The 21,316-nt window shown below is 41.0% G+C and carries 15 protein-coding genes and 2 tRNA genes; 9 read left to right on the forward strand and 8 right to left on the reverse strand.

What is annotated here, in order from left to right:
* Nucleotides 1–27: 27 nt before the first annotated feature.
* The 6 genes from ACH11B_RS19445 (at nt 28) to ACH11B_RS19470 (ending at nt 10,138) form a co-directional block, all read left to right on the forward strand.
* Nucleotides 28–2,718 carry a hypothetical protein gene (locus ACH11B_RS19445; protein WP_377608958.1) on the forward strand — a complete coding sequence of 897 codons (2,691 nt, stop codon included), beginning with the start codon at nt 28–30 and terminating at the stop codon, nt 2,716–2,718.
* Between the two features lie 189 nt (nt 2,719–2,907).
* Entirely contained in the window at nt 2,908–3,693 is a 786-nt protein-coding gene (locus ACH11B_RS19450) for an enoyl-CoA hydratase/isomerase family protein (protein ID WP_130856018.1), read from the forward strand.
* A 124-nt stretch (nt 3,694–3,817) separates the two neighbouring features.
* The gene (locus ACH11B_RS19455) at nt 3,818–4,390 is read left to right on the forward strand and encodes a TetR/AcrR family transcriptional regulator (protein ID WP_049795052.1); all 573 of its coding nucleotides are present in this window, start codon (nt 3,818–3,820) and stop codon (nt 4,388–4,390) included.
* A gap of 32 nt (nt 4,391–4,422) precedes the next feature.
* On the forward strand, nt 4,423–5,754 hold the full coding sequence (locus ACH11B_RS19460) for a TolC family protein (RefSeq protein WP_013666889.1): 1,332 nt from the start codon (nt 4,423–4,425) through the stop codon (nt 5,752–5,754).
* Nucleotides 5,755–5,771: 17 nt separating this feature from the next.
* Entirely contained in the window at nt 5,772–6,944 is a 1,173-nt protein-coding gene (locus ACH11B_RS19465) for an efflux RND transporter periplasmic adaptor subunit (RefSeq protein WP_130856016.1), read from the forward strand.
* A gap of 17 nt (nt 6,945–6,961) precedes the next feature.
* The gene (locus tag ACH11B_RS19470) at nt 6,962–10,138 is read left to right on the forward strand and encodes an efflux RND transporter permease subunit (RefSeq protein ID WP_377608956.1); all 3,177 of its coding nucleotides are present in this window, start codon (nt 6,962–6,964) and stop codon (nt 10,136–10,138) included.
* Nucleotides 10,139–10,205: 67 nt separating this feature from the next.
* On the opposite strand, the gene ACH11B_RS19475 is transcribed toward ACH11B_RS19470, so the two are convergent.
* Nucleotides 10,206–10,637 (reverse strand): DUF2147 domain-containing protein, encoded by a 432-nt coding sequence (locus ACH11B_RS19475; RefSeq protein ID WP_130856015.1) that lies wholly within the window; start codon nt 10,635–10,637, stop codon nt 10,206–10,208.
* Nucleotides 10,638–10,852: 215 nt separating this feature from the next.
* Between ACH11B_RS19475 and ACH11B_RS19480 the strand changes: the two genes are divergently transcribed.
* A tRNA-Leu gene (locus ACH11B_RS19480) sits at nt 10,853–10,935 on the forward strand.
* A 22-nt stretch (nt 10,936–10,957) separates the two neighbouring features.
* A tRNA-Leu gene (locus ACH11B_RS19485) sits at nt 10,958–11,040 on the forward strand.
* A 130-nt stretch (nt 11,041–11,170) separates the two neighbouring features.
* On the opposite strand, the gene idi is transcribed toward ACH11B_RS19485, so the two are convergent.
* The 7 genes from idi to guaB all read right to left on the reverse strand — a co-directional run bounded on the left by idi (nt 11,171) and on the right by guaB (nt 19,509).
* Nucleotides 11,171–11,689: an isopentenyl-diphosphate Delta-isomerase gene (gene idi / locus ACH11B_RS19490; RefSeq protein WP_013666893.1), complete on the reverse strand. Its 519-nt coding sequence runs from the start codon at nt 11,687–11,689 to the stop codon at nt 11,171–11,173.
* Nucleotides 11,690–11,714: 25 nt separating this feature from the next.
* Nucleotides 11,715–12,440, reverse strand: a complete 726-nt coding sequence (locus ACH11B_RS19495) for a tRNA1(Val) (adenine(37)-N6)-methyltransferase (protein WP_013666894.1) — start codon at nt 12,438–12,440, stop codon at nt 11,715–11,717.
* A gap of 101 nt (nt 12,441–12,541) precedes the next feature.
* Entirely contained in the window at nt 12,542–13,111 is a 570-nt protein-coding gene (locus ACH11B_RS19500) for a gluconate 2-dehydrogenase subunit 3 family protein (protein ID WP_130856014.1), read from the reverse strand.
* A gap of 23 nt (nt 13,112–13,134) precedes the next feature.
* The gene (locus ACH11B_RS19505) at nt 13,135–14,592 is read right to left on the reverse strand and encodes a Gfo/Idh/MocA family protein (protein ID WP_013666896.1); all 1,458 of its coding nucleotides are present in this window, start codon (nt 14,590–14,592) and stop codon (nt 13,135–13,137) included.
* 18 nt (nt 14,593–14,610) lie between these two features.
* Nucleotides 14,611–16,290: a GMC oxidoreductase gene (locus tag ACH11B_RS19510; protein ID WP_013666897.1), complete on the reverse strand. Its 1,680-nt coding sequence runs from the start codon at nt 16,288–16,290 to the stop codon at nt 14,611–14,613.
* An 85-nt stretch (nt 16,291–16,375) separates the two neighbouring features.
* Nucleotides 16,376–17,614, reverse strand: a complete 1,239-nt coding sequence (locus ACH11B_RS19515) for a nucleoside permease (RefSeq protein WP_013666898.1) — start codon at nt 17,612–17,614, stop codon at nt 16,376–16,378.
* Between the two features lie 419 nt (nt 17,615–18,033).
* Nucleotides 18,034–19,509 (reverse strand): IMP dehydrogenase, encoded by a 1,476-nt coding sequence (gene guaB, locus ACH11B_RS19520; RefSeq protein WP_013666899.1) that lies wholly within the window; start codon nt 19,507–19,509, stop codon nt 18,034–18,036.
* A 213-nt stretch (nt 19,510–19,722) separates the two neighbouring features.
* Here guaB and ACH11B_RS19525 point away from each other — a divergent pair, with 213 nt between their 5' ends.
* A complete protein-coding gene (locus ACH11B_RS19525; protein WP_130856013.1) occupies nt 19,723–21,309 on the forward strand; it encodes a peptide chain release factor 3 in 1,587 nt (528 codons plus the stop codon).
* The last annotated feature ends 7 nt before the right edge of the window (nt 21,310–21,316 follow it).

The raw sequence follows: 21,316 nt of genomic DNA on the forward strand, positions 1-21,316 counted from the left end.
GTGACTCGGGCTGTCCAGTTCTTTTTCATGGTTTCGAAGATATATCCATGGGAAGTAAGCTTAACTACCTTTCTTTTATTGATTTTTCCTTTTTTGTTATTTGCCCAGAAACAAGCGGTTCAGGGCCGGTTGCAAACAAAAGATGGGAAGGATGTCGCTTACGCCAATGTTGTTATTAAAAACAGGGATAACCGTGTTGTCAGGTTTAAAATAAGTGATGCTCAAGGGAATTTCATGATTGCCTTGCCTGATACCGCAAATAACAATCATTTGGTCTTAGAAATACGCCATCTTGGTTATAAGCAGGTTCGTTTATCGTTAAATGGGCAAGATTTTTATAAGATTATATTAGAAGAGCAAACAATCGATCTTTCTCAGGTAGAAGTAAAAAGCAAACCCTCGATTCGGCGTCGAGGCGATACCCTGAGCTATCAGGTGAGCAATTTTGCGAAAGGCGAGGATCGTTCTATCGGAGAAGTCTTAAAGCGCCTACCTGGTATAGAAGTCGCGGACAACGGCGAAATCAAGTACAACGGAAAAAGTATTTCCAGTCTGTACATCGACGGAGATGACCTTCTTGCCGACCGTTACGTTATCGGATCAAAAACGATCCCCCATGGTATGGTGAAGAATGTTGAAGTTATGCAGAATCATCAACCCATTAAAATACTCCAGAATAAAGTATCGAGTGATCAGGTAGCACTGAATTTGGTAATTAAAGAGGACGTTAAGCTCAAAATGACGGGACAGGCCAAGCTTGGTCTTGGTTTACCGCACCAATACGATAGTGAAATAAACGGCATCTTATTTAATAAGAAATATAAGATGCTTAATGTGATGAAAGGAAATAATATCGGAGAGGATCTATCATTGGATTTTACGGCTTTTAATCGATCTGTTATACTATCCACGATAGGAAATGAGCGTCCGGATGCCCTATTATCCACAGGTACAGTCGGAACTCCGAATTTACCAAAGCCGCGTTACTATTTAAATGAGTCAGTGGCCGTTAATGCCAATAACCTGCTGAATCTTAGAAATGGATTACAGCTTAAGTCAACTATTAATATATTGGTGGATCGGAATCAACTGAATTATAATGGTTTGAGCGATACTTATTTAGGTGAAGATACTATTCATTACAGTGAGCGACAAGCTTTGTTTCGACATCCTTTTCTGGCCGACTTTACTTTAAGTGCAGAAGCCAATAAAAAAAGCCATTATTTTAAGAATGAACTACGTTTTTCTTATTCGGGCGATCGCGCCGACGCGAATATGTTCAATAATGGTGCTGCCTTAAACCTACGTTTAACAAGCAAAGTCCGAGATCTTTCGAATCGTTTGGAATATATTCCTGAATTGCATAATAGAAACGTATTTCAGCTTACTTGGTACGTCAATTACTCCAATCTACCTCAACAGTTGTTCTTACAACCGGGTGTAAATGCGCCGATATTAAACGATAGTGTTGCTTATCAGTCGACCACTCAATCTGTACAAACACCAACCTGGTTTAACCGTCTATCATTAAGTTATGGTTTAGTAAAAAATAAAGTCAAGCAGCATTATAGGCTAGGTGTTTTGAATGAGTTACAGCATTTGGAATCGGTATTGCGGCTGAATCAGGATGACGGTCGAACACTCGCTTTTGCCGGGAGTAAAGACAATGACTTGCAATGGAGCCGACATAGGCTCTATGCGGAAGCGAACTACGAATATAAAGCACGAAGATGGGAAACTTCGCTCGTTCTTCCACTTGCCGGTCAACGGATTGGATACAAAGACCCCTACTTTATGCTTGTGCGTAATCAATATCAATTATTGTTTAACCCTGCTTTGCGATTAAAGTGGATGGTCAACCAGGAAGATTACCTTTCTACCAATTACACTTATTCGAATCACATGGGTAACATAGGCGGTATCTACCGTGGAGCGATTCTAACCAATTACCGAACTATACAGGTCAATAATGCCGGTCTGCAGGAGCGGAGTAGCCACAACGTGGGATTGCAATATAATTTCCAAAGGAGTATTGCGATGCTCTTTATGAATGCAGGCTTAAATTGGAACAAATCAATAGCCAATACGATTGCGTCTAATGTGGTAAATCAAAATATATCCCAAACCGTACTACTGCCGCTTGAAAACAATGTAAGTACACTGAATACGCATATAGAAATTAGTAAGTTTATCTTTGCTTTAGGGTCTGCGGCGAAAATTCGGGCTTCTTGGAGCACTACACGCTATAATCAAATAATAAACAATGAGCTATTTCCCTATAATAACCGAACTTTTTCCTTAAGTCCGAATTTTGAAGCTCGTTTATGGAGCTGGGTCTCTTTTAATTATCGGGCGACAAGAACGTGGTTGAGCAGCAAAGTAATAACGAATGGAATCACGTCTGTTTTGCCCGAACAATATATGCAATACGATGATCAGCACGTGCAATTCGTGTTCTATATTGGTAAAAATCTGTTTGTTAATATAGCAGGCCGTTATCAATCCATCAAGCAAAATAATAGGCTAACCTATTTTTTCATGGATGCCAATTTTCGTTTAAAGCTTGTTAAACTGAAGTCGGATCTTGAATTAAATCTGACAAATCTGGCTAATGTGAGGGGTTATGAAAGCTATCATATAAATGCCAATAATATCTGGTACAGTCGTTACGACTTAAGGGGGAGAATGGCAGTTTTCAAATATTCGTTTAATTTCTAGTAGTGTCCGACATCAGTCGATATTATAACCTGATTTCCAAGAAATAAGGACGGAATTGCTATGGGAGCCCATAACTACTTTTGGTTTCTACCGACCTATTTCTTTACTTTGTTATTCGGCTGTTGGAAACAGTAAACACGTTTACTGTTAATAAATTAATAAAATCCATATCATCGTAAATCTAAAGATATGAGCAAATTAAAAAGCGAGTCGGGAACGATTACAAGCGTTATAAATGGCAAGATCGCTACCATAAGCTTTTACCATCCTAATCATAACGCACTCCCCTCTTCCCTTCTTAACCAGTTGGCCCAATCGATTGATAAGTTCGGAAAAAACGAGTCCATTCATGTCATCGTGTTAAAAAGCGAAGGAGAAAAGACATTTTGTGCCGGCGCCAATTTCGATGAGCTATTGACCATTAAAAGCGAAGAAGAAGGAAAGCTTTTCTTTTCCGGTTTTGCCAAGGTAATTAATGCTATCCGTTTAGCTCGACAACCGGTTATTGGTCGGATTCAAGGAAAAGCGATAGGAGGAGCCGTTGGTTTAGCCGCTGCATGCGATTATTGTTTTGCTACGAAAGATGCTTCTGTAAAACTGAGTGAGCTATCGATCGGGATAGGCCCCTTTGTTATAGCGCCTGCAGTACAGCGGAAGGTCGGACTAAGTGCATTTACCGAATTAGCTTTTAATCCATTAAGCTTTAAGAGCGCGTACTGGGCCGCTGAACGAGGATTGTACCAATCCGTATTAGACGATATAGAAGCATTAGATAGCACAGTGGAAAATTTTTGCAAGCAATTAGCTGATTATTCATTCATAGCGCTTTGCGAAATAAAAAAATACCTTTGGAATGAAACCAAACATTGGGATTCATTGTTGCTATCTCAAGCCGAAATAAGCGGCAAACTAATTGTAGACACACAAACAAAAGAAGCCATAAATAAAATTAAGTTTGACAATAAAGCCCGCTAAATGCGTTGTTGTAGGGCTTATTACCAATTGTAAAATCAATATCATATTTCGGTACTTATTTTTAGTGTAATATCGAGGTAACAAATAATTAGTACTTTTGCTCCCGAATAAACGTTCGATTGAATTGGAAAATACGTCAGAGAAGAAGCAGGTTATATTAGATAACATGCTTGAATTGATTGAAGAGCACGGCTTGCTCGGGGTTCCGATGAGTATGTTGTCAAAAAAAGCGGGAGTTGCGGCAGGTACGATTTATCATTACTTTGACTCGAAGGATGCGATTATTCTGGAATTATTTGATTATGTAAGAGATAGCATCTCGCATGAAATTTTTAGGATAAAAGATCGCTCAATGGATAATTACAGTGAACGATTTAAAAGTATATGGATCAATTTGTTTCAATATTTTGTGAAATATCCAAAGGTGCTGTCGTTTATGGAGCAATTTTATTCCAGTCCTTTTCAACGCATTGTGCAGTCGACGGAAAGTCAGTTCTATGAGGATAATTTCTCTAGTTTTTTTACGAGCGGAATGGAAGCCGGCTTCTTAAAAAAATATGGAATTCATATTGTGAGTTCGGTATTTATGGGAGGATTAATAATCGCCGCTAAGAAGCAGAATAACGGTTACCACAATTTTACAGAGAGTGAATTAAAGGCCATGGCTTCCATCATGTGGGACGGTCTTAAAATATAGTTAATTACCTATAGATAGTTTATAAATAACATATGAAGTATACCTATTTAAGTTTATTGGTTTTGTTGCTTACGGGTTTTAGCGCCAAGGCACAAGATACCGCGCAAGTTAATAATAGCATTTCGCAAAATGCCACTTTGCAGGAGTGTATTGATTTTGCTTTGAAGAATCAGGCAAGCGTTCAGCAGGCCTTGATCGACGAAGAAATTGGCAAGAGAGATATAGCATCTGCATTATCCGGCTGGTTTCCACAAATAAGCGCTAACGCTTCTTATAATTATAATGTTAAAATTCCGACAAACGTAATCGGAGATCAGGTAATTCAATTTGGCCAGAAACATACTTCCGCGGTAGTACTTCAGGCAGATCAGAAGATTCTGGATCCATCGTTGTTACAGGCATCCAAAGCTGCTCGGTATGTGAAGTTACAGAATGCACAAAATACCGAAAACAGTCGGATTAACATTACAGTGGCTGTTAGTAAGGCTTTTTATGATGTATTGACCAGTGAAGAACAGATAAAAATTATTGATGAGAATATAGCGAGAACGAAAAAGCAGTTAGCGGATGCGAATGCTCGTTATGAGACCGGGCTTGTTGATAAAACGGACTATAAGAGAGCACAAATTACTTTGAGCAATACCGAAGCAGAAAGAAAGCGTACGGTGGAAATGCTTAAGTATAAATATGCCTATTTAAAAGAGCTGATTGGCGTTGACGTTAACCAACCTTTGGATTTATCGTACGATGGAAAGACGATGGAAAACGAAATGTTGGTTGACACCACCCAACTTCTGCAATTTGAAAGACGCATTGAATTTCAACAATTGCTAACTCAGCAGCGTTTGCAACAAATCAATACCCAATATAATAAATGGACTTTTTTGCCTAATTTATCAGCTTTTTACAATTATGCTTGGGACTGGCGCACCAACAACGGGTTATCTAGCCTTTATGATGTTGATTATCCGCGTTCGGTACTTGGTGTAACACTTTCTTTTCCTATTTTTCAAGGGACAAAACGTATACAGGAAATCAGGAAATCAAAGTTACAGGAAAAGCGTATCGATTGGGATATTACTAATTTGAGAAATCAAATCAATACACAGCATCAGCAAGCATTGGCTACTTATAAGGCAAATTTAAATGACTGGAAGACAGCCAAGGAAAACGTGGAACTTTCAAAGGAAGTTTATAATACCATCAAACTGCAATATGATGAGGGAATTAAAACTTACTTAGATTTAATGACCGCTGAAACAGACCTACGTACAACACAAATAAATTATTTAAATGCCTTATACGCCGTTCTATCGGGTAAATTAGATGTACAACAGGCCCTTGGTAATATCTCTTATAAATAGCAATAAATCGAAATAACATGAATAGAAATTTAATACATTTTTTAGCCGTTTTATCTGGAAGTTTGGTATTATCTTCCTGTGGCAATAAGAATCAGCAAGGCCAACAACGACCTGGTGCCGGTGGACCTGTTCCAGTGGCTATAGCCTCCGTTCCTGAGGAAATTGTGAAAGGAATCAATAATTTCCCGGGAACTGTAGTAGCACTTAACCAAACCGAATTGCGAGCGGAAGTGAATGGTTATATTACAGCGATATTGGTACCGGATGGTGCAACTGTAACGAAGGGACAAAAATTATATGAGATTGATCGTACACGTTATCAAGCGGCCCAGGAACAAGCAAAAGCAAACTTAGCGATTGCAGAAGCTAATTTAAATAAGGTAAATAGAGACGTGGAGCGTTATAAGCGATTGGCTGAACAAGATGCGATTGCCAAGCAGACATTGGATTATGCAATGACCGATTTAAATAATGCACAAGCACAGGTTATGTCTGCTAGAGCAGCATTAACTTCAGCAAGCACAGATTTAGAGCGTTCCGTTATTCGGGCCCCTTTCAATGGAACGATTGGTATTTCTCAGGTACGTACTGGAGCCTTGGTATCCGCAGGTACAACACTTATTAACACCATTTCGTCCACCAACCCAATTGCTGTAGATTTCGCTGTTAATGAAAGGGATATCAAACAGTTTGTGGACTTACAGAGCAATAGCGCTGCATCCCTGAAAGATTCGGTTATTACGCTCCAGTTATCAGGAAATAACACTTATGAAAAACCGGGAAGAGTGACCGCTATTGATCGGGCTGTTGATCCGTCGACAGGAACTATTACAGTAAGGGCAACTTTTGACAATCCAAGTAATGTTTTGAGAGCAGGAATGAATGCTAATGTGTTGGTAGCAGCAAATTCAACTACAAAGATGCCAATTATTCCGTATCAGGCTGTGATTGAGCAACTCGGCGAGTTTAAAGTTTATGTAGTAACGGATAGCAGTACCGTTATACAACAACCTGTGAAATTGGGACAAAAAATCGCTGACAAGGTAGTGATCAATGAGGGGCTGCAGGCGGGTCAGCAAATCGTTGTGGAAGGAACACAAAATCTTCAACCTGGAGCGAAAGTAGTAGACCAAAGCAAAATGGAAGCACAAGCTCCGCAAGGTCAGGGACAAGGTTCAAGTAAGAAATAGTTTATAATAAGCGAAACATGATATCTGAAGTATTTATAAAAAGGCCGGTAACCGCAATTGTCATCTCTGTATTAATAGTTCTTATAGGAGCAATTGCGATTACTACGCTTCCTATTAGCCAGTATCCGGATGTGGCGCCTCCTACCGTTACCGTTACAGGTACTTATACAGGGGCTGATGCGGCCACGGTAGAGCAAACTGTAACGACACCAATTGAGAGTCAAATTAACGGTACGCCGGGCATGACCTATTTGCAATCAAATAGTACGTCAGACGGTCGTTCATCTATCACTGTAACATTTGACGTAGGTACCGATATAGATATAGCGACACTGGATGTCCAAAACCGGGTTGGTATTGCCGAGCCGGCTCTCCCCGAAGCTGTTAGGCGTCTGGGAATTATTACCCGGAAAGCTAATAACGATATATTGATGGTTGCAGGTTTGGTGTCTCCAAAAGGAACACATGATGAAAAATTCCTGTCAAACTACATTCAAATCTATGTAAAAGACGCACTTTTACGTGTAGCTGGTGTTGGTGATGTGCAAGCGTTTGGTCAACCGTTCAGTATGCGCGTTTGGTTGGACGCCGATAAATTGTCGCGATTAAGCTTAACACCCGCAGACGTCAGCGCCGCTATCCAAGAGCAGAATCTACGGATACCGGGTGGTAGTGTCGGAGCGAAACCGCAATCGTCTTCTCAAGCTTTCGAATTTAACGTGATTCTTGACGGCGATTTGATTACACCGGAGCAGTTCGAAAATATCATCGTTAAAACCAATGCGGATGGGTCTTTAGTTTATCTACGAGACGTGGCCCGTATTGAATTGGGCGAGTTTGCTTATAGTACATCCTCGAAGGTGAATGGGCAGGTTGCATCCATGATGATGATTAATCAAATGCCTGGTGGTAATGCAGTAGAAACTGCAGAGGGTATTCAACAGGCATTGGAAACTCTTAAGAAATCATTCCCCGATGACGTGGATTATGTGATTTCTTATGAAACGATCTCAATGGTAAAAGCATCCATTAGCTCCGTGATTCATACACTGGTAGAAGCATTGGTGCTCGTAACCATCGTGGTATTTGTTTTCCTTCAAAGCTGGCGAGCTACTCTGATTCCGGTGTTAGCAATTCCGGTATCTATTGTTGGTACATTTATTTTCTTCATTCTTTTAGGTTTTTCGGTGAACACGTTAACAATGTTGGCGTTTGTATTGGCGATCGGTATTGTGGTGGATGACGCGATTGTGGTGGTGGAGGCTGTGCAACATTATATCGACAATGAACACCTTTCGGCTAAAGAGGCTACCCAGAAAGCGATGAAGGATATTACTGCACCTGTTATTGCGATCGCTTTGATATTGGCAGCGGTGTTTGTGCCGGTGGGCTTTATACCGGGCATGGTGGGTAAATTGTATCAACAGTTTGCGATCACTATTGCCGTTTCGGTTTTATTGTCTGCTTTTATCGCCCTTTCCCTTACACCTGCCTTATGCTCATTAATGTTAAAGCCAATGAAATTGGATAAGGATTCGAAAGGATTGGATCGCATATTCTATTTGTTCAACTCTTGGTTCCATCGTGTTACACAAAAGTACTCAAGGGGCGTGCAATGGTGCATCAAGAAGACGCCGTTAGTGATGATTTTACTTATTTGTATCTTTGTGGGGACCTACGGCTTATTTACAGCCAAGCCGAGCGGTTTTATACCGCAAGAGGATGCCGGTGTTTTCTTTATGGGGATTTCCCTACCCGAAGGCGCTTCTGCAGCTCGAACAAACGAATACTTGGACGAAATTACCAAGTATATACAAAAGGAGGTTCCTGAGGTACAAAATATCACTGCGATCTCCGGTATCAATATCCTTAACCGGGCTTTTAAATCGAGTGCGGCGACTTGTTTTGTACAGTTGAAGCCATGGGAGGAACGCCATCGTTCTGTTACCGAAATAACAGGACAGTTGATGGGAAAATATATGGCCAATACCAAAGGTAGCTTAATAGCCGTTGCTCCCCCTCCTATCCCAGGTTTGGGTACTACGGGCGGTTTTACTATGGAGATTGAAGAACAGCAAGCAGGCGATATCAAAGCCTTTGAGGGTGTTGTCGGTAAATTCTTGATGGCGGCTAACCAACGCCCCGAAATAGCCATGGCCTATTCGCTATTTAATACCAAAACACCCAACTATCGTGTAGAAGTAAATAGAGAGCAAGCAAAGAAGATGGGGGTTCCGATTAATTCAGTTTACGGAACTATATCGGCTTATTTCGGTAGTAGCTATATTAACGACTTTGTATTGTATGGACGTACGTTCCGTGTTGTAACCCAAGCCGATACGAACTTCAGAAAACATATCGAAGATATCAATAATCTGTATGTGAAAAACACGAAAGGGACGTCGGTTCCGCTCGGGACCTTGGTAGATTATAAAGTTGTTGAGAATCCGTCAATTATCAATCACTTTAACATCTTTCGTGCTATAGAGGTCAGTGGTAATGCAGCACCTGGCTACAGTAGTGGTGACGCTTTGAATGCATTAAAAGAAGTTGCTGCTCAAACGCTCCCTACGGGTTACACCTACAGCTTTGCAGGTTTAAGTTTGCAGGAACTTGAGTCGGGAAATAAGACAGTCATGATATTTGCGCTTTGTATTATTTTCGTTTTCCTGTTACTGGCGGCACTTTATGAAAGCTGGTCGGTTCCGTTTTCTATCTTGATGTCGGTGCCTGTTGGAGTGTTCGGAGCGATTCTTGCGCTTACCTTCCTCCCCAAGCTGGATAATAATATCTATGCTCAAATTGGTTTGGTCACCTTGATTGGTTTAGCGGCGAAGAACGCTATCTTAATTGTGGAATTTGCCAAAGAAAGGGTCGATATGGGAATGGAACTAATTGCCGCAACCATTGATGCTGTCAAGTTAAGGTTACGCCCGATTGTGATGACGTCTATGGCTTTTATATTAGGTAATATACCATTGATGTTATCGAGCGGCGCAGGTGCCGTATCACGCCAAACTATCGGTTGGACCGTATTTGGCGGAATGTTGGCAGCCACGCTATTAGCCATCTTCTTTGTGCCGGTATTGTTTGTTTTGATTACGCGTTTGGCTTACGGAAAAAAGAAGTTGGCCGAATTACAAGCTAACTATAACCCAGACGATCACAAAGACATGCTTCACTCCGAAGATTAAAAATCGGTCTCCTAAAGAAAAGGGCCTCATTTTTACATGAGGCCCTTTTCTTTTTTAATAGTTGCATCTACTTTACGCGCGTCCATGTTTCTGTTCGACCTAATAGGCTTAAACCAACAAAACCGCGAATATCGAGCTTGTCACCTTTTAAGGTCATTTTACAACTATATGTTTTGCCCGATTTTGGATCATATATCGTCCCCCCATCGTATAAACCGTTCTCTTTAGCGGTAAAGCCTTCCAATATTTGGCTTCCTTGTATGGTTCTCGATCTTTTTGTCTCGTCCGGATTCTTTTTATCTTTTTTAGGCTGGCCGTTTTCATCATTGGGTTGCTTTAGCCAATATAGGGTTCCGTAGTATTTTTCTCCCTTTTTTGTTATCTCGATCCTTCCTTCACCGCTTGGGTTTTGCCACTTTCCTAATATTCCATTGTGATTTTGGGCAAAGACACTACTTACCAGTAGCATGAATACCGCAAATAATGTTAGATTTTTCATGATTTAGCATTTTAGTCTAGGATAAATATAGTAATATTCTACATAAATTATGCATGCATAGTAATCATCTCTTTACGGATTAACTGTATAGTCTCCTATTTGTTTTCCATCCTTAAAAAAATAATACTTTGTGAAAGAGTTTCTTACGAAATTTAGTGAATTTGATGATAAGAAAAATTTTTTGAACCAAATACAAGTACTATATTTGCAGCCACGCCCAGGTGGCGAAATTGGTAAACGTTGCGGTCTCAGAAGCCGTTGAGCTCGGCTCTTGAGGGTTCGAGTCCCTCCCTGGGCACAAATGATCGTAGTTTGATTATGCGGAAGTGGCGAAATTGGTAGACGCACCATCTTGAGGGGGTGGCGCCCTAAGGGCGTGGCAGTTCGAATCTGCTCTTCCGCACAGCTCTTATAGTACGCTTGCTTTCGCAAGGGCTTTACATTAAGAAGGCGCGCCGAGTTAACTTGAGCGTGCCTTTTTAACGTAAAGACTTAGGCACCGCGTGCTATGCTACATGGGGCTGGTTGAGAAGTTAGCTTTTTTTGTTATACTCCTTAAAAACACGTTCGTATACTTCCAAAAACCAAAAAGTGAAAGCGTCCGGGCTTGACTTAATCATTTGTTCAAGATTTTGATAAGCGATCCATTGGTAATCCATAACTTCTTCCCTATTTGGTATAATTTCTCCACTAAACTCACCTACATAAACATGATCGAATTCGTGTTCAACTAAGCCATTGTGAAAAGACGTTTTATATAAAAAGGAAAAGAGGGGTCTCAGTGTCGTTTGAAATCCCATCTCCTCTTGTAATCTGTTTTGAGCGGCGATAAGTGTATCTTCATTTGGTAAAGGATGGCTACAGCAAGTATTTGTCCATAAGCCCCCGCTATGATATTTATTCAAAGCCCTTCTTTGTAAAAGCAGTTCGCCTGCGGTATTAAAAACAAAAATGCTAAAGGCTCGATGTAATAAACCCTTTTGATGCGCTTCCAGCTTTTCCATTTTACCGACTGCTTCATCCTGCTCATTAACTAATATAACTTCTTTCATTGGCCCTGTATCTAAGTTTAACGCATTAAAAATTAACAAAAAAAGGTTTCAAAAGTTCTTTATAAGCGTTGGAGTATATACCCCTTTCTTTATATATTGTAAAGATCGTATCTTCATTGGGTTGCATTCGCTCCCCCTTTCTTAGACATATAATTTGTCTGAAGGCGTCTTCGCTTTCAAATGACTTTATATGGATTGCTTTAGCAGGATGAAAATCTGTTAACTTATCCGCATATTCCCGGACACTAGTGCTGATGACTGGTGGGAGGACAAGTTGTAACTGTCCGCCATCATTGAGCCAACTCCAAGCTTTTTGTATCAATTCGCGATAAAAGGATGCATCTGTGTGTCTAGCAATGGACTTTCGCTTATCAGGATTTTGAAGTGCGTTCAAAAAAAAGGGTGGATTACTAACAATCAAGTCGTATAACGCTGGTGGGGCAAACTCTTGAAAAAGCGTACAATGCGCTCGAATTCGATTGAAAAAAATAGAATTCTTAAAGTTTTTATCCGATAACTGTGCTGCTAATTCATCTTTTTCAACGGCGTCAATTATAGCATGTGGAAACCGCTGTGCCATCATCATTGCTATCACTCCCGTACCTGATCCGATATCCAATATCCGGTTGGGTGACGGATGGTCAGCCAAGGCTCCTAACAATACGCCATCCGTATTTATTTTCATGGTAGCATTGGTTTGTTCTACATGAAATTGCTTGAATCTAAATAGGACGGGTGATTTGGTATCCATAAGGCATTATTATTTACTCCAGTAAAAAGTATTCTCCAACGGTACGACATAAAAAAGAGCAACCTGTTGAGGGTTGCTCTCTATTTTCGCGCTTACTAATTCTAGGTTGCCCAGGCCTTATCTCCCTTTTTATAAGGTAAATTACCATCGTAACGACCTGGTATTTTAACATATCTTAGGGCTTTGGTAGCTCCTAATTCAGAGGTAAAGAAACCCAGTAAGGTAAGTTGCTTAATCATGCTAAAGTAGTGGTTAGCATCCCCCTCTTTTTTGTTCTTCCCGTATTCTTTTGCTTCCTTATCAATTTCGGTCAGCAAGCTGGTGCGTTCTTCTTTAGATAATTCCTGGAATTTCTTACTGTATTTAGCTTTTGAAGCATCTTCCAGTTTTCCCAATCCTTCTAGAAATACTTTTTGATCTTCTTTGGTGTAGCAGTCGCGCACCATTACTGGTATAAATGCACCCACGCCCGCCTCTTTTGCACCCGGGCTGGATGTTTTAGGTAAAATGGTTTCGGCAATATCACCTAAATAGTCTATTTGATCCTCTTTGAATAAGCTTTCTACATCTTTCGATGCAGGGCGAGTACAGCCCTCAAGAAAGAGATTAGCACCGATTACAGTGCCTCCCATTATCCAAGCTACTCGGGTCAAGGCTTCTCTTCTATTCATATCTTTAGTTTATTTAACGGTTTTTATATTGTGTATTTTACATCCCAGCCTGAACGGTAGTTTCGTTTAACGAATTGATTCACTTCGTCAAAGTTCGTCACCTTCATCGCATTGTTATCCCAAACCAATTTAATGTTGCGGCCCGGATATTGATTATTGATGCGCAAGTCGGCACCTCTAATTGCTAAATTAGCCATTAGCAAAGCCTCGGTAAGTGGTCCGGCAATTTCAAAGGGTGAGCTCACCGGTTTCTTTCCGTACCCGGCGATACAAGACTCCACCCATTGCGCATAATGTCCTCCCTCTTGACCGACAACACGATCGTACTTCTTTGGTACATTGACAGTTGCTGTTTTTGACGTTGGAAGAAGACGTGCATTTTTTCCGTAAGTGTCGGCTAGAATTTTTCCTTTGGTACCGATCAATAGAATTCCGTTTCCACCATCGCCATAAATCTCATTAGGTTCCAGCTCCTCGGGTCTTTCCGGTTGAATACCCCCGTCCATCCAATGTAATGTTACGGGCCCGTTGGTTCTAGTGCCTTTCGGGAAGGTAAGCGTAGCATGACTTGAAGGAGGACAACTCTCAGGGAAATACCCTCGTTTAAATTCATCTACATATACGGTACCTACACTTGCCTGAACATCTTGTACATAACTAAGACCCAATACGCTGAATGGTAGCTCTAGTAAGTGACAGCCCATGTCTCCCAATGCACCGGTTCCGTAATCCCACCATCCACGCCAGTTAAATGGAACCAATTTATCCACATAATCCTTTTGAGGTGCGGTGCCTAACCAAAGATCCCAATTTAATTCTTTAGGAATTTCAGCCTTTTGTGTAGGCCACTGAATTCCAGAAGGCCATACCGGTCTGTCTGTCCAGCAGTATACCGTATGCACATCACCGATAATTCCGGCCTCATACCATTCGCGGGCTTGCCTTGGGCCGTCATTTGAGGCTCCTTGATTACCCATTTGAGTTACTACCTTATATTTCTTTGCAGCATCGGTTAATACGCGCGCTTCCCAAACATCATGAGTTAACGGTTTTTGAACATATACGTGTTTTCCCAACTGCATGGCTGCGAGTGCCTGAATAGCATGATTATGATCGGGAGTTGATACAGAAACAGCGTCTATATGCTTATGCTCTTTGTCAAGCATTTCCCTATAATCTTTGTAGTATTTTGCCTTCGGGAATTTTTTTACAGACCCTGCAGCTCTTCTATCATCTACGTCACATAAAAAGGCGATATCCGCTTTTCCGCTCTCAAAAAAAGCATTGATATCACTTGATCCTTTACCACCTACACCAATACCTGCAACCTGTAGTTTATCGCTTGGCGCAATAAAACCGGATCCTCCTAAAACGTGTCTAGGAACAATCATAAATCCAGCCGCTGCTAAAGCACCGGCTTTTATAAAGCTCCTTCTGGATTCATTTGTTTGTGATTTGTTATTTTTATTAGTATCAGACATGATTAAATAAATTGGTTGTTAAATATTTCCCTTTTTCAACTCCTTCACAGCAAAGTCAGCGGCACGTGCAGTTAAAGCCATATACGTAAGCGAAGGATTCACGCAAGCCGCAGAGGTCATACAAGCACCATCTGTTACAAAAACGTTAGGAGCATCCCATACTTGATTATTTCCGTTCAATACGGAAGTTTTAGGATCTCTACCCATGCGTGCTGTTCCCATTTCATGGATTCCCTGACCGAAACCATACTCGCGATCGTAGGTAAAGACATCCTTTACACCAACGGCTTCCAGCATTGCTTTTGCCTCTTCGGCCATGTCCTTACGCATTTTTAGTTCATTCTCTTTAATTTCTACGTCGAACGCCAGTACAGGAAGACCCCACTTATCTTTTTTCTCCTTATCCAACGTGATTTTGTTTTCATGATAAGGTAATATTTCACCGAATCCACCGAAACCAATTGTCCATGATCCAGGTTCACATAATTCATCTTTGAAGTCAGCACCAATATTCATTTCAGCGACATTCCTACTCCACCCTTGTCTACTGGCACCACCTTGATAGCCAAATCCTCGTAAGTAATCTCTCTTATCACCATCGACGTTTTGGAAGCGAGGGATGTATAAACCATTTGCTCTGCGCCCAAAATAATATTTATCTTCGAAGCCTTCGACTCTTCCACTAGCTCCAACACCTAAATGGTGGTCCATCACATTATGTCCCAATTCACCGCTGCTGCTTCCAAGCCCGCCTTCCCAAACATCTGTTGCTGAGTTCATTAATACCCAAGCAGAATTTAGTGCGGACGCATTTACAAAGATGATCTTAGCAAAATATTCGTATGTCTGATTGTTCTGCGCATCCAGCACCTCTACACCTTTGGCCTTTTTAGTATCTTTATCATAGATGATTTTAGTTACAATTGACCAAGGTCTAACCGTTAAATTACCTGTTTTTACAGCGGCTGGTAACGTTGCGGACTGCGTGCTGAAATAAGCGCCAAAATTACATCCTAACCAACATTTATTCTGGTATTGGCAATTTACGCGTCCATTGTGCGGAACCGTGATATTCGCTGTACGACCAATAATAAAATGTCTTTTTCCACCAAAATGCTGTTTAATCCGTGCGGCAACATCCTTTTCTACCACGTTCATTTCCATCGGCGGCATAAAGTCACCATCAGGCAATACGGCCAATCCATCCCGATTTCCACTGATACCCGCAAATTTTTCGGCATAGCTATACCACGGCGCAATATCCTTATATCTTATTGGCCAGTCGACCGCTATTCCATCTTTCAAATTCGCTTCGAAATCAAGATCGCTCCAACGATAGCTTTGGCGGCCCCACATTAATGAGCGTCCACCTACGTGATAACCCCTATACCAGTCGAATCGTTTTATCTCAACGTACGGGCTTTCTTTTTCGTTTACCCAATAATTTAAATTCGTTTCGTTGAGGGGATAATCCCTCTTCAATACCGGATAATCTTCAATCATTTTTTGCGTTCTGCCACCGCGGTGAGGGAAATCCCAAGGGTTCTTATTGGGGCTTTCGTAATCCTTTATGTGTTCGATGTTCCTGCCGCGCTCCAACATAATTGTTTTGAGCCCTTTCTCTGTTAATTCTTTGGCTGCCCAGCCTCCGCTGATACCTGATCCGATTACTATCGCATCATATACATTATCTGCCATAATTGATTTAGTTTATTTGTCGTTTTAGTATTCGTTAGTAATGTGCTATTTCTTTGCCTGGTAAGTCCATGTTTATTTTAATAAGTTATTCACTGATTGCATGGATCTCTTTCTTTTCTTTAAAGAAAAGTGCAAATAATACAAATATTATAGCGGCTATCGATGCCGGTACGATCCAGACATGTTGCCATAAATTATCCACCGCTGCTGCTTTATAATGTTCTGTGACAAAGCCTGCCACCCAAAAACCGATAAGCATTCCCACTCCATAGGTTGCTAATGTAACCAGTCCTTGAGCGGATGATTTATACTTTTCGCCTGCGCGAGCATCGGTATAAATTTGACCGGAAACAAAGAAAAAGTCGTAACATATTCCATGAAGTGCAATACCGATAATAAGCATGAACGAAAGTTCATTAGCGTTGCCATATGCAAATAAAGCATACCTTATCGCCCACGCCAGCATTCCGAACAAAATGGTTTTTTTAAATCCAAAACGGCTAAAAAAAACTGGAAGAAGCAGTAGGAAGAATGCTTCCGATATCTGGCCAATAGCCATTTTACCGGTTGGATTTGGTAAACCAATATCTGATAGGAATGGATTCGCATTCTGGTAATAGAAGGCCAGGGGAATACAAATAAGAATAGCCGAAATAAAAAATATCAGAAAGTCTTTTTTGTTGAGGAGTTTTAGTGCGTCTAAACCTAAAATCTCCGAGATACTGCTTTTTTCACCTGCTTCGCGTGCAACCGGAGGAGTTTTAGGAAGGATAAAACTATATAGCCCCAAAACTAAAGACGCTATTCCGGCCATTAAAAAGGTGTTTTTCAAGGCGCCTGCTTTTAAATTATCACCCGAGTCCCAATGGAATACATAGCTGATAACTAGGCCTGCAATGATCCAACCAATTGTACCCCAAACACGAATAGAAGAGAATTCTTTTTCAGGATTTTGCATTTGGCGGAACGAAACGGAGTTTACCAACGCCAAGGTAGGCATATAGCCGATCATATACGCCAGTACGTAGGGATAAAATACACTGACATCAGGGGCACTATACATTTGGTACATCAAAAAGGCACCGATTAAATGAAGTACACCGAGAATCCGTTCAGCATTAAAGTAGCGGTCGGCAATTAAACCAATAATAAAAGGTGCAATGATGGCACCAAAAGATTGTGTGGAAAAGACATTGGCGCTTTCCAGTCCAGATGCATTTAAGTTAATATTTAGAAATGTTCCTAAGGTCACGAACCATGCTCCCCAGATAAAAAATTCCAGAAACATCATGAATGACAATTTTGCACGAGTAATAGTGTTCATAAGGTGGGTTAGTATAAGATTCTGGTTGCGTTAATAAAATATTTAATTCTTATCATTTAAATTGTTGGTTTTAAACAGTCTCTGTTAGCTTTACTGGTTATTTTATTTAACACCTTCCCTACTTTATGGTAGAAATGTTTCAGCTAAAATTTACTAAATGTAGTCGAATTTTTAAAAAAACCAAAATGCTTGTAAAATTTATTTGAACTTTATTGAAACGACAAAAGCGTTGGATTTATTGTTAATAATGAAGGTTTTAGCAGAACTTGTTGATAATCAGCTTGTACAAAATACACTAAGGGGGTGTTTCTACACTGCGGATTTTTTATTAACAATTTGGTTATATAAAGTGGCTGGCAATAAAAAACCTGAGGCAGGTAGACGCCTCAGGTCATTATTTATTGCTAAATCGTTTTTTATTATTGTCTGCTATTGTAATTCGGAGCCTCCTTTGTGATCGTTATATCATGTGGATGACTTTCGCGCATACTGGCAGCACTTATTTTTACAAATTTTGCACCTTGTAGCTGTTCGATGGTTGCAGCGCCGCAGTAGTGCATGCCGGCTCGTAACCCACCGATATATTGATAAACAATCTCTGCAAGGGTGCCTTTATAAGGAACCCGACCGACAATTCCTTCGGGAACCAGTTTAGTGACCACATCTGTTTCGTCTTGAAAATATCTATCCTTTGAGCCTTTTGCCATCGCATCGACTGATCCCATTCCTCTATACGACTTAAATTTTCGGCCTTCATAGATAATGGTTTCTCCCGGAGACTCTTCTACCCCGGCAAATAAGGATCCGGCCATGATGGTGCTTGCTCCTGCAGCAATTGCCTTTACGATGTCGCCCGTTTGCTTGATTCCGCCGTCTGCTATTACCGGGATGTTCCGTCCTCTAAGTGCTTTGGCACATTCAAAAACTGCATATAGTTGAGGTACACCAACGCCCGCAACAATACGCGTGGTACAGATAGACCCCGGGCCAATGCCAACTTTGACGGCATCGGCGCCTGCATCAGCTAAAGCGATCGCTGCTTCAGCCGTGGCTATGTTGCCTGCTATTACTTGTAGATCGGGATATAATTTTTTGACACTTTTTACCATATCTATCACTCCTTTGGAGTGACCATGGGCGGTGTCTACGGTAATCACATCTACACCGGCTTTAACAAGTTCGGCTACGCGTTCCAAATTATCTGCCGCAACACCAACGGCTGCGCCGACAAGTAGGCGGCCATGCTCATCCTTCGCGGCGTTTGGATAATGTTTAAATTTCTGAATATCCTTGAAGGTAATCAGGCCGACAAGCTTCCCTTCGCCATCCACCACCGGTAATTTTTCTATTTTATAGTTTTGGAGTATCTCTTCCGCTTTAACAAGGTTAGTACCTATGGGGGCTACTACTAGATTGTCTTTGGTCATTAACTCGCTAATGGGTCTTTCCATATCTTTTTGGAAACGTAGATCGCGATTTGTAACAATCCCGACCAATTTTTTCTCGCCATCAACGACCGGTATCCCTCCTATTTTATTATCTTTCATGATGGTAAAAGCATCTTTAACAAGCGCTGCTTCATTCAAAGTTACCGGATCTTGGATCATTCCGCTTTCCGATCGCTTTACTTTACGCACCTCATGAGCTTGTGCCTCCTTGGTCATATTCTTATGTAATATACCGATACCGCCTGCTTGGGCAAGAGCGATTGCTAGTTCTGCCTCAGTAACCGTATCCATGGCCGCAGAAATCAAAGGAATATTTAGTCTGATCTTTTTCGTTAGCTGCGTACTTGTATCCACATCACGGGGCAATACTTCGGAGTAAGCAGGAATTAATAATACATCGTCGTAGGTGAGACCTTCAGCTACAAATTTTTCTGGATCTAATTGCATGGCAAATATGTATAGGGGTTACTATTTGCCAGGCAAAAGTACGATTTTTTTTCAAATCTATACGTATAATGTCGGTCTTTTTGTAAATACAAAGTAATTTTGTGCTGAACTGGAAGTTTCGGAGATCCATTACTATTGCGTATTGCTAAAATCCAACGCTATATTTACCGATATATTCCTTACCTTTGCCCCCTTTAAATTTCGCTGTTAACGATGAGCAACTTGCAAATAGAGATAAATAAACGAAGAATCTTTGGGATCATTAGTCACCCGGATGCTGGTAAAACGACGTTGACTGAAAAACTATTGTTGTTTGGAGGAGCTATACAGAAAGCTGGCACGGTCAAAAGAAATAAAGCGGAGAAAACAGCAACCTCTGACTTTATGGAAATTGAAAAACAACGGGGTATCTCGGTTGCCACCTCAGTGATGGGGTTTAATTACAAAGACCGAAAAATAAATATACTGGACACGCCCGGTCATAAAGACTTTGCAGAAGATACCTACCGAACGCTCACTGCGGTTGATTCGGTCATTTTGGTGATTGATTGTGTTAAAGGAGTTGAAGAACAAACACGGAAGCTAATGAGTGTTTGTAGAATGCGGCATATCCCTGTAATGGTTTTTATCAATAAAATGGATCGTGAAGGCAAGGACCCTTTCGACCTATTGGAAGAAATCGAAAAGGAGCTAAACATTTCTACCCGCCCACTTAGTTGGCCCATTGGAATTGGTAGTACCTTTGCGGGTGTTTATCATCTTTACAAAAAACAGCTAAAATTGTTCAGCGCTGAAAATAAAATGAATATCGCTGACGACTTTATCGAAGTTGAAGATCTGTCGAGTATTGAACTTGAGCGACAACTGGGGGATAAAGCCGCGAGAAAATTACGCGATGAGGTTGAGTTAGTAGAAGGCGTGTATGAACCTTTTGATTTGACGCTTTATCGATCAGGTTATTTGGCTCCTGTCTTTTTCGGAAGTGCAATCAATAACTTCGGTATTGAAGAGTTATTGGACACGTTTGTAGAAATAGCACCGGAGCCGCAAGCGCGAGAGACAGATAAAAGGACCGTGCAGCCCAACGAAGAAAAATTTACAGGCTTTGTGTTTAAAATACATGCCAATTTAGACCCAAACCATCGGGATCGTATTGCTTTTTGTCGCGTATGCTCCGGAAAATTCGAACGTAATAAATTTTATCAACATATCCGATCCAATAAAAAATTAAAATTTGCGTCCCCTACAAGCTTTATGGCCGATGCCAAGAGTTTGGTTGAAGAAGCTTGGCCCGGTGACGTAATCGGATTATATGATGCCGGTAACTTTAAAATTGGCGATACATTGACTGAGGGCGAAACGTTAAAGTATTTGGGTATTCCAAGCTTTTCTCCGGAAATTTTTAAAGAGCTGGAAAACATGGACCCGATGAAAACGAAGCAATTGGAAAAAGGAATTACGCAGCTTGTGGATGAGGGTGTGGCGCAGCTTTTTACGCAAAATCTGGGAAGCAGAAAGTTTGTTGGTACGGTGGGTGAGCTTCAGTTTGAAGTGATTAAATTTCGCTTACTTCATGAGTATGGTGCGTCATGTAATTTTAGGGCAATCAGTTTCACAAAAGCAAGTTGGATAACATCCAATGATCAAAATCAGATGGAAAAGCTCATGCGGTCTCAGGCCAATCGTATTGCTTTTGATAAGGAAAATAGACCCGTGTACCTTTCAAACTCCAAGTGGGATATTGATTCAACAATGCGTGAGTATCCCGATGTTGTGTTTCATGAAACCAGTGAGTGGTAAGTTAAGC

It is taken from the genome of Olivibacter sp. EAT-5 (genome assembly GCF_044784325.1).
Classification (GTDB): Bacteria; Bacteroidota; Bacteroidia; order Sphingobacteriales; family Sphingobacteriaceae; genus Olivibacter; species Olivibacter oleidegradans.

Excerpts from the sequence above, each read along its gene's own strand:
- ACH11B_RS19445 (WP_377608958.1), top strand. The coding sequence starts at position 28 with ATGGTTTCGAAGATATATCCATGGGAAGTAAGCTTAACTACCTTTCTT.
- ACH11B_RS19450 (WP_130856018.1), top strand. The coding sequence starts at position 2,908 with ATGAGCAAATTAAAAAGCGAGTCGGGAACGATTACAAGCGTTATAAAT.
- ACH11B_RS19460 (WP_013666889.1), top strand. The coding sequence starts at position 4,423 with ATGAAGTATACCTATTTAAGTTTATTGGTTTTGTTGCTTACGGGTTTT.
- ACH11B_RS19465 (WP_130856016.1), top strand. The coding sequence starts at position 5,772 with ATGAATAGAAATTTAATACATTTTTTAGCCGTTTTATCTGGAAGTTTG.
- ACH11B_RS19470 (WP_377608956.1), top strand. The coding sequence starts at position 6,962 with ATGATATCTGAAGTATTTATAAAAAGGCCGGTAACCGCAATTGTCATC.
- ACH11B_RS19475 (WP_130856015.1), bottom strand. The coding sequence starts at position 10,637 with ATGAAAAATCTAACATTATTTGCGGTATTCATGCTACTGGTAAGTAGT.
- idi (WP_013666893.1), bottom strand. The coding sequence starts at position 11,689 with ATGAAAGAAGTTATATTAGTTAATGAGCAGGATGAAGCAGTCGGTAAA.
- ACH11B_RS19495 (WP_013666894.1), bottom strand. The coding sequence starts at position 12,440 with ATGGATACCAAATCACCCGTCCTATTTAGATTCAAGCAATTTCATGTA.
- ACH11B_RS19500 (WP_130856014.1), bottom strand. The coding sequence starts at position 13,111 with ATGAATAGAAGAGAAGCCTTGACCCGAGTAGCTTGGATAATGGGAGGC.
- ACH11B_RS19505 (WP_013666896.1), bottom strand. The coding sequence starts at position 14,592 with ATGTCTGATACTAATAAAAATAACAAATCACAAACAAATGAATCCAGA.
- ACH11B_RS19510 (WP_013666897.1), bottom strand. The coding sequence starts at position 16,290 with ATGGCAGATAATGTATATGATGCGATAGTAATCGGATCAGGTATCAGC.
- ACH11B_RS19515 (WP_013666898.1), bottom strand. The coding sequence starts at position 17,614 with ATGAACACTATTACTCGTGCAAAATTGTCATTCATGATGTTTCTGGAA.
- guaB (WP_013666899.1), bottom strand. The coding sequence starts at position 19,509 with ATGCAATTAGATCCAGAAAAATTTGTAGCTGAAGGTCTCACCTACGAC.
- ACH11B_RS19525 (WP_130856013.1), top strand. The coding sequence starts at position 19,723 with ATGAGCAACTTGCAAATAGAGATAAATAAACGAAGAATCTTTGGGATC.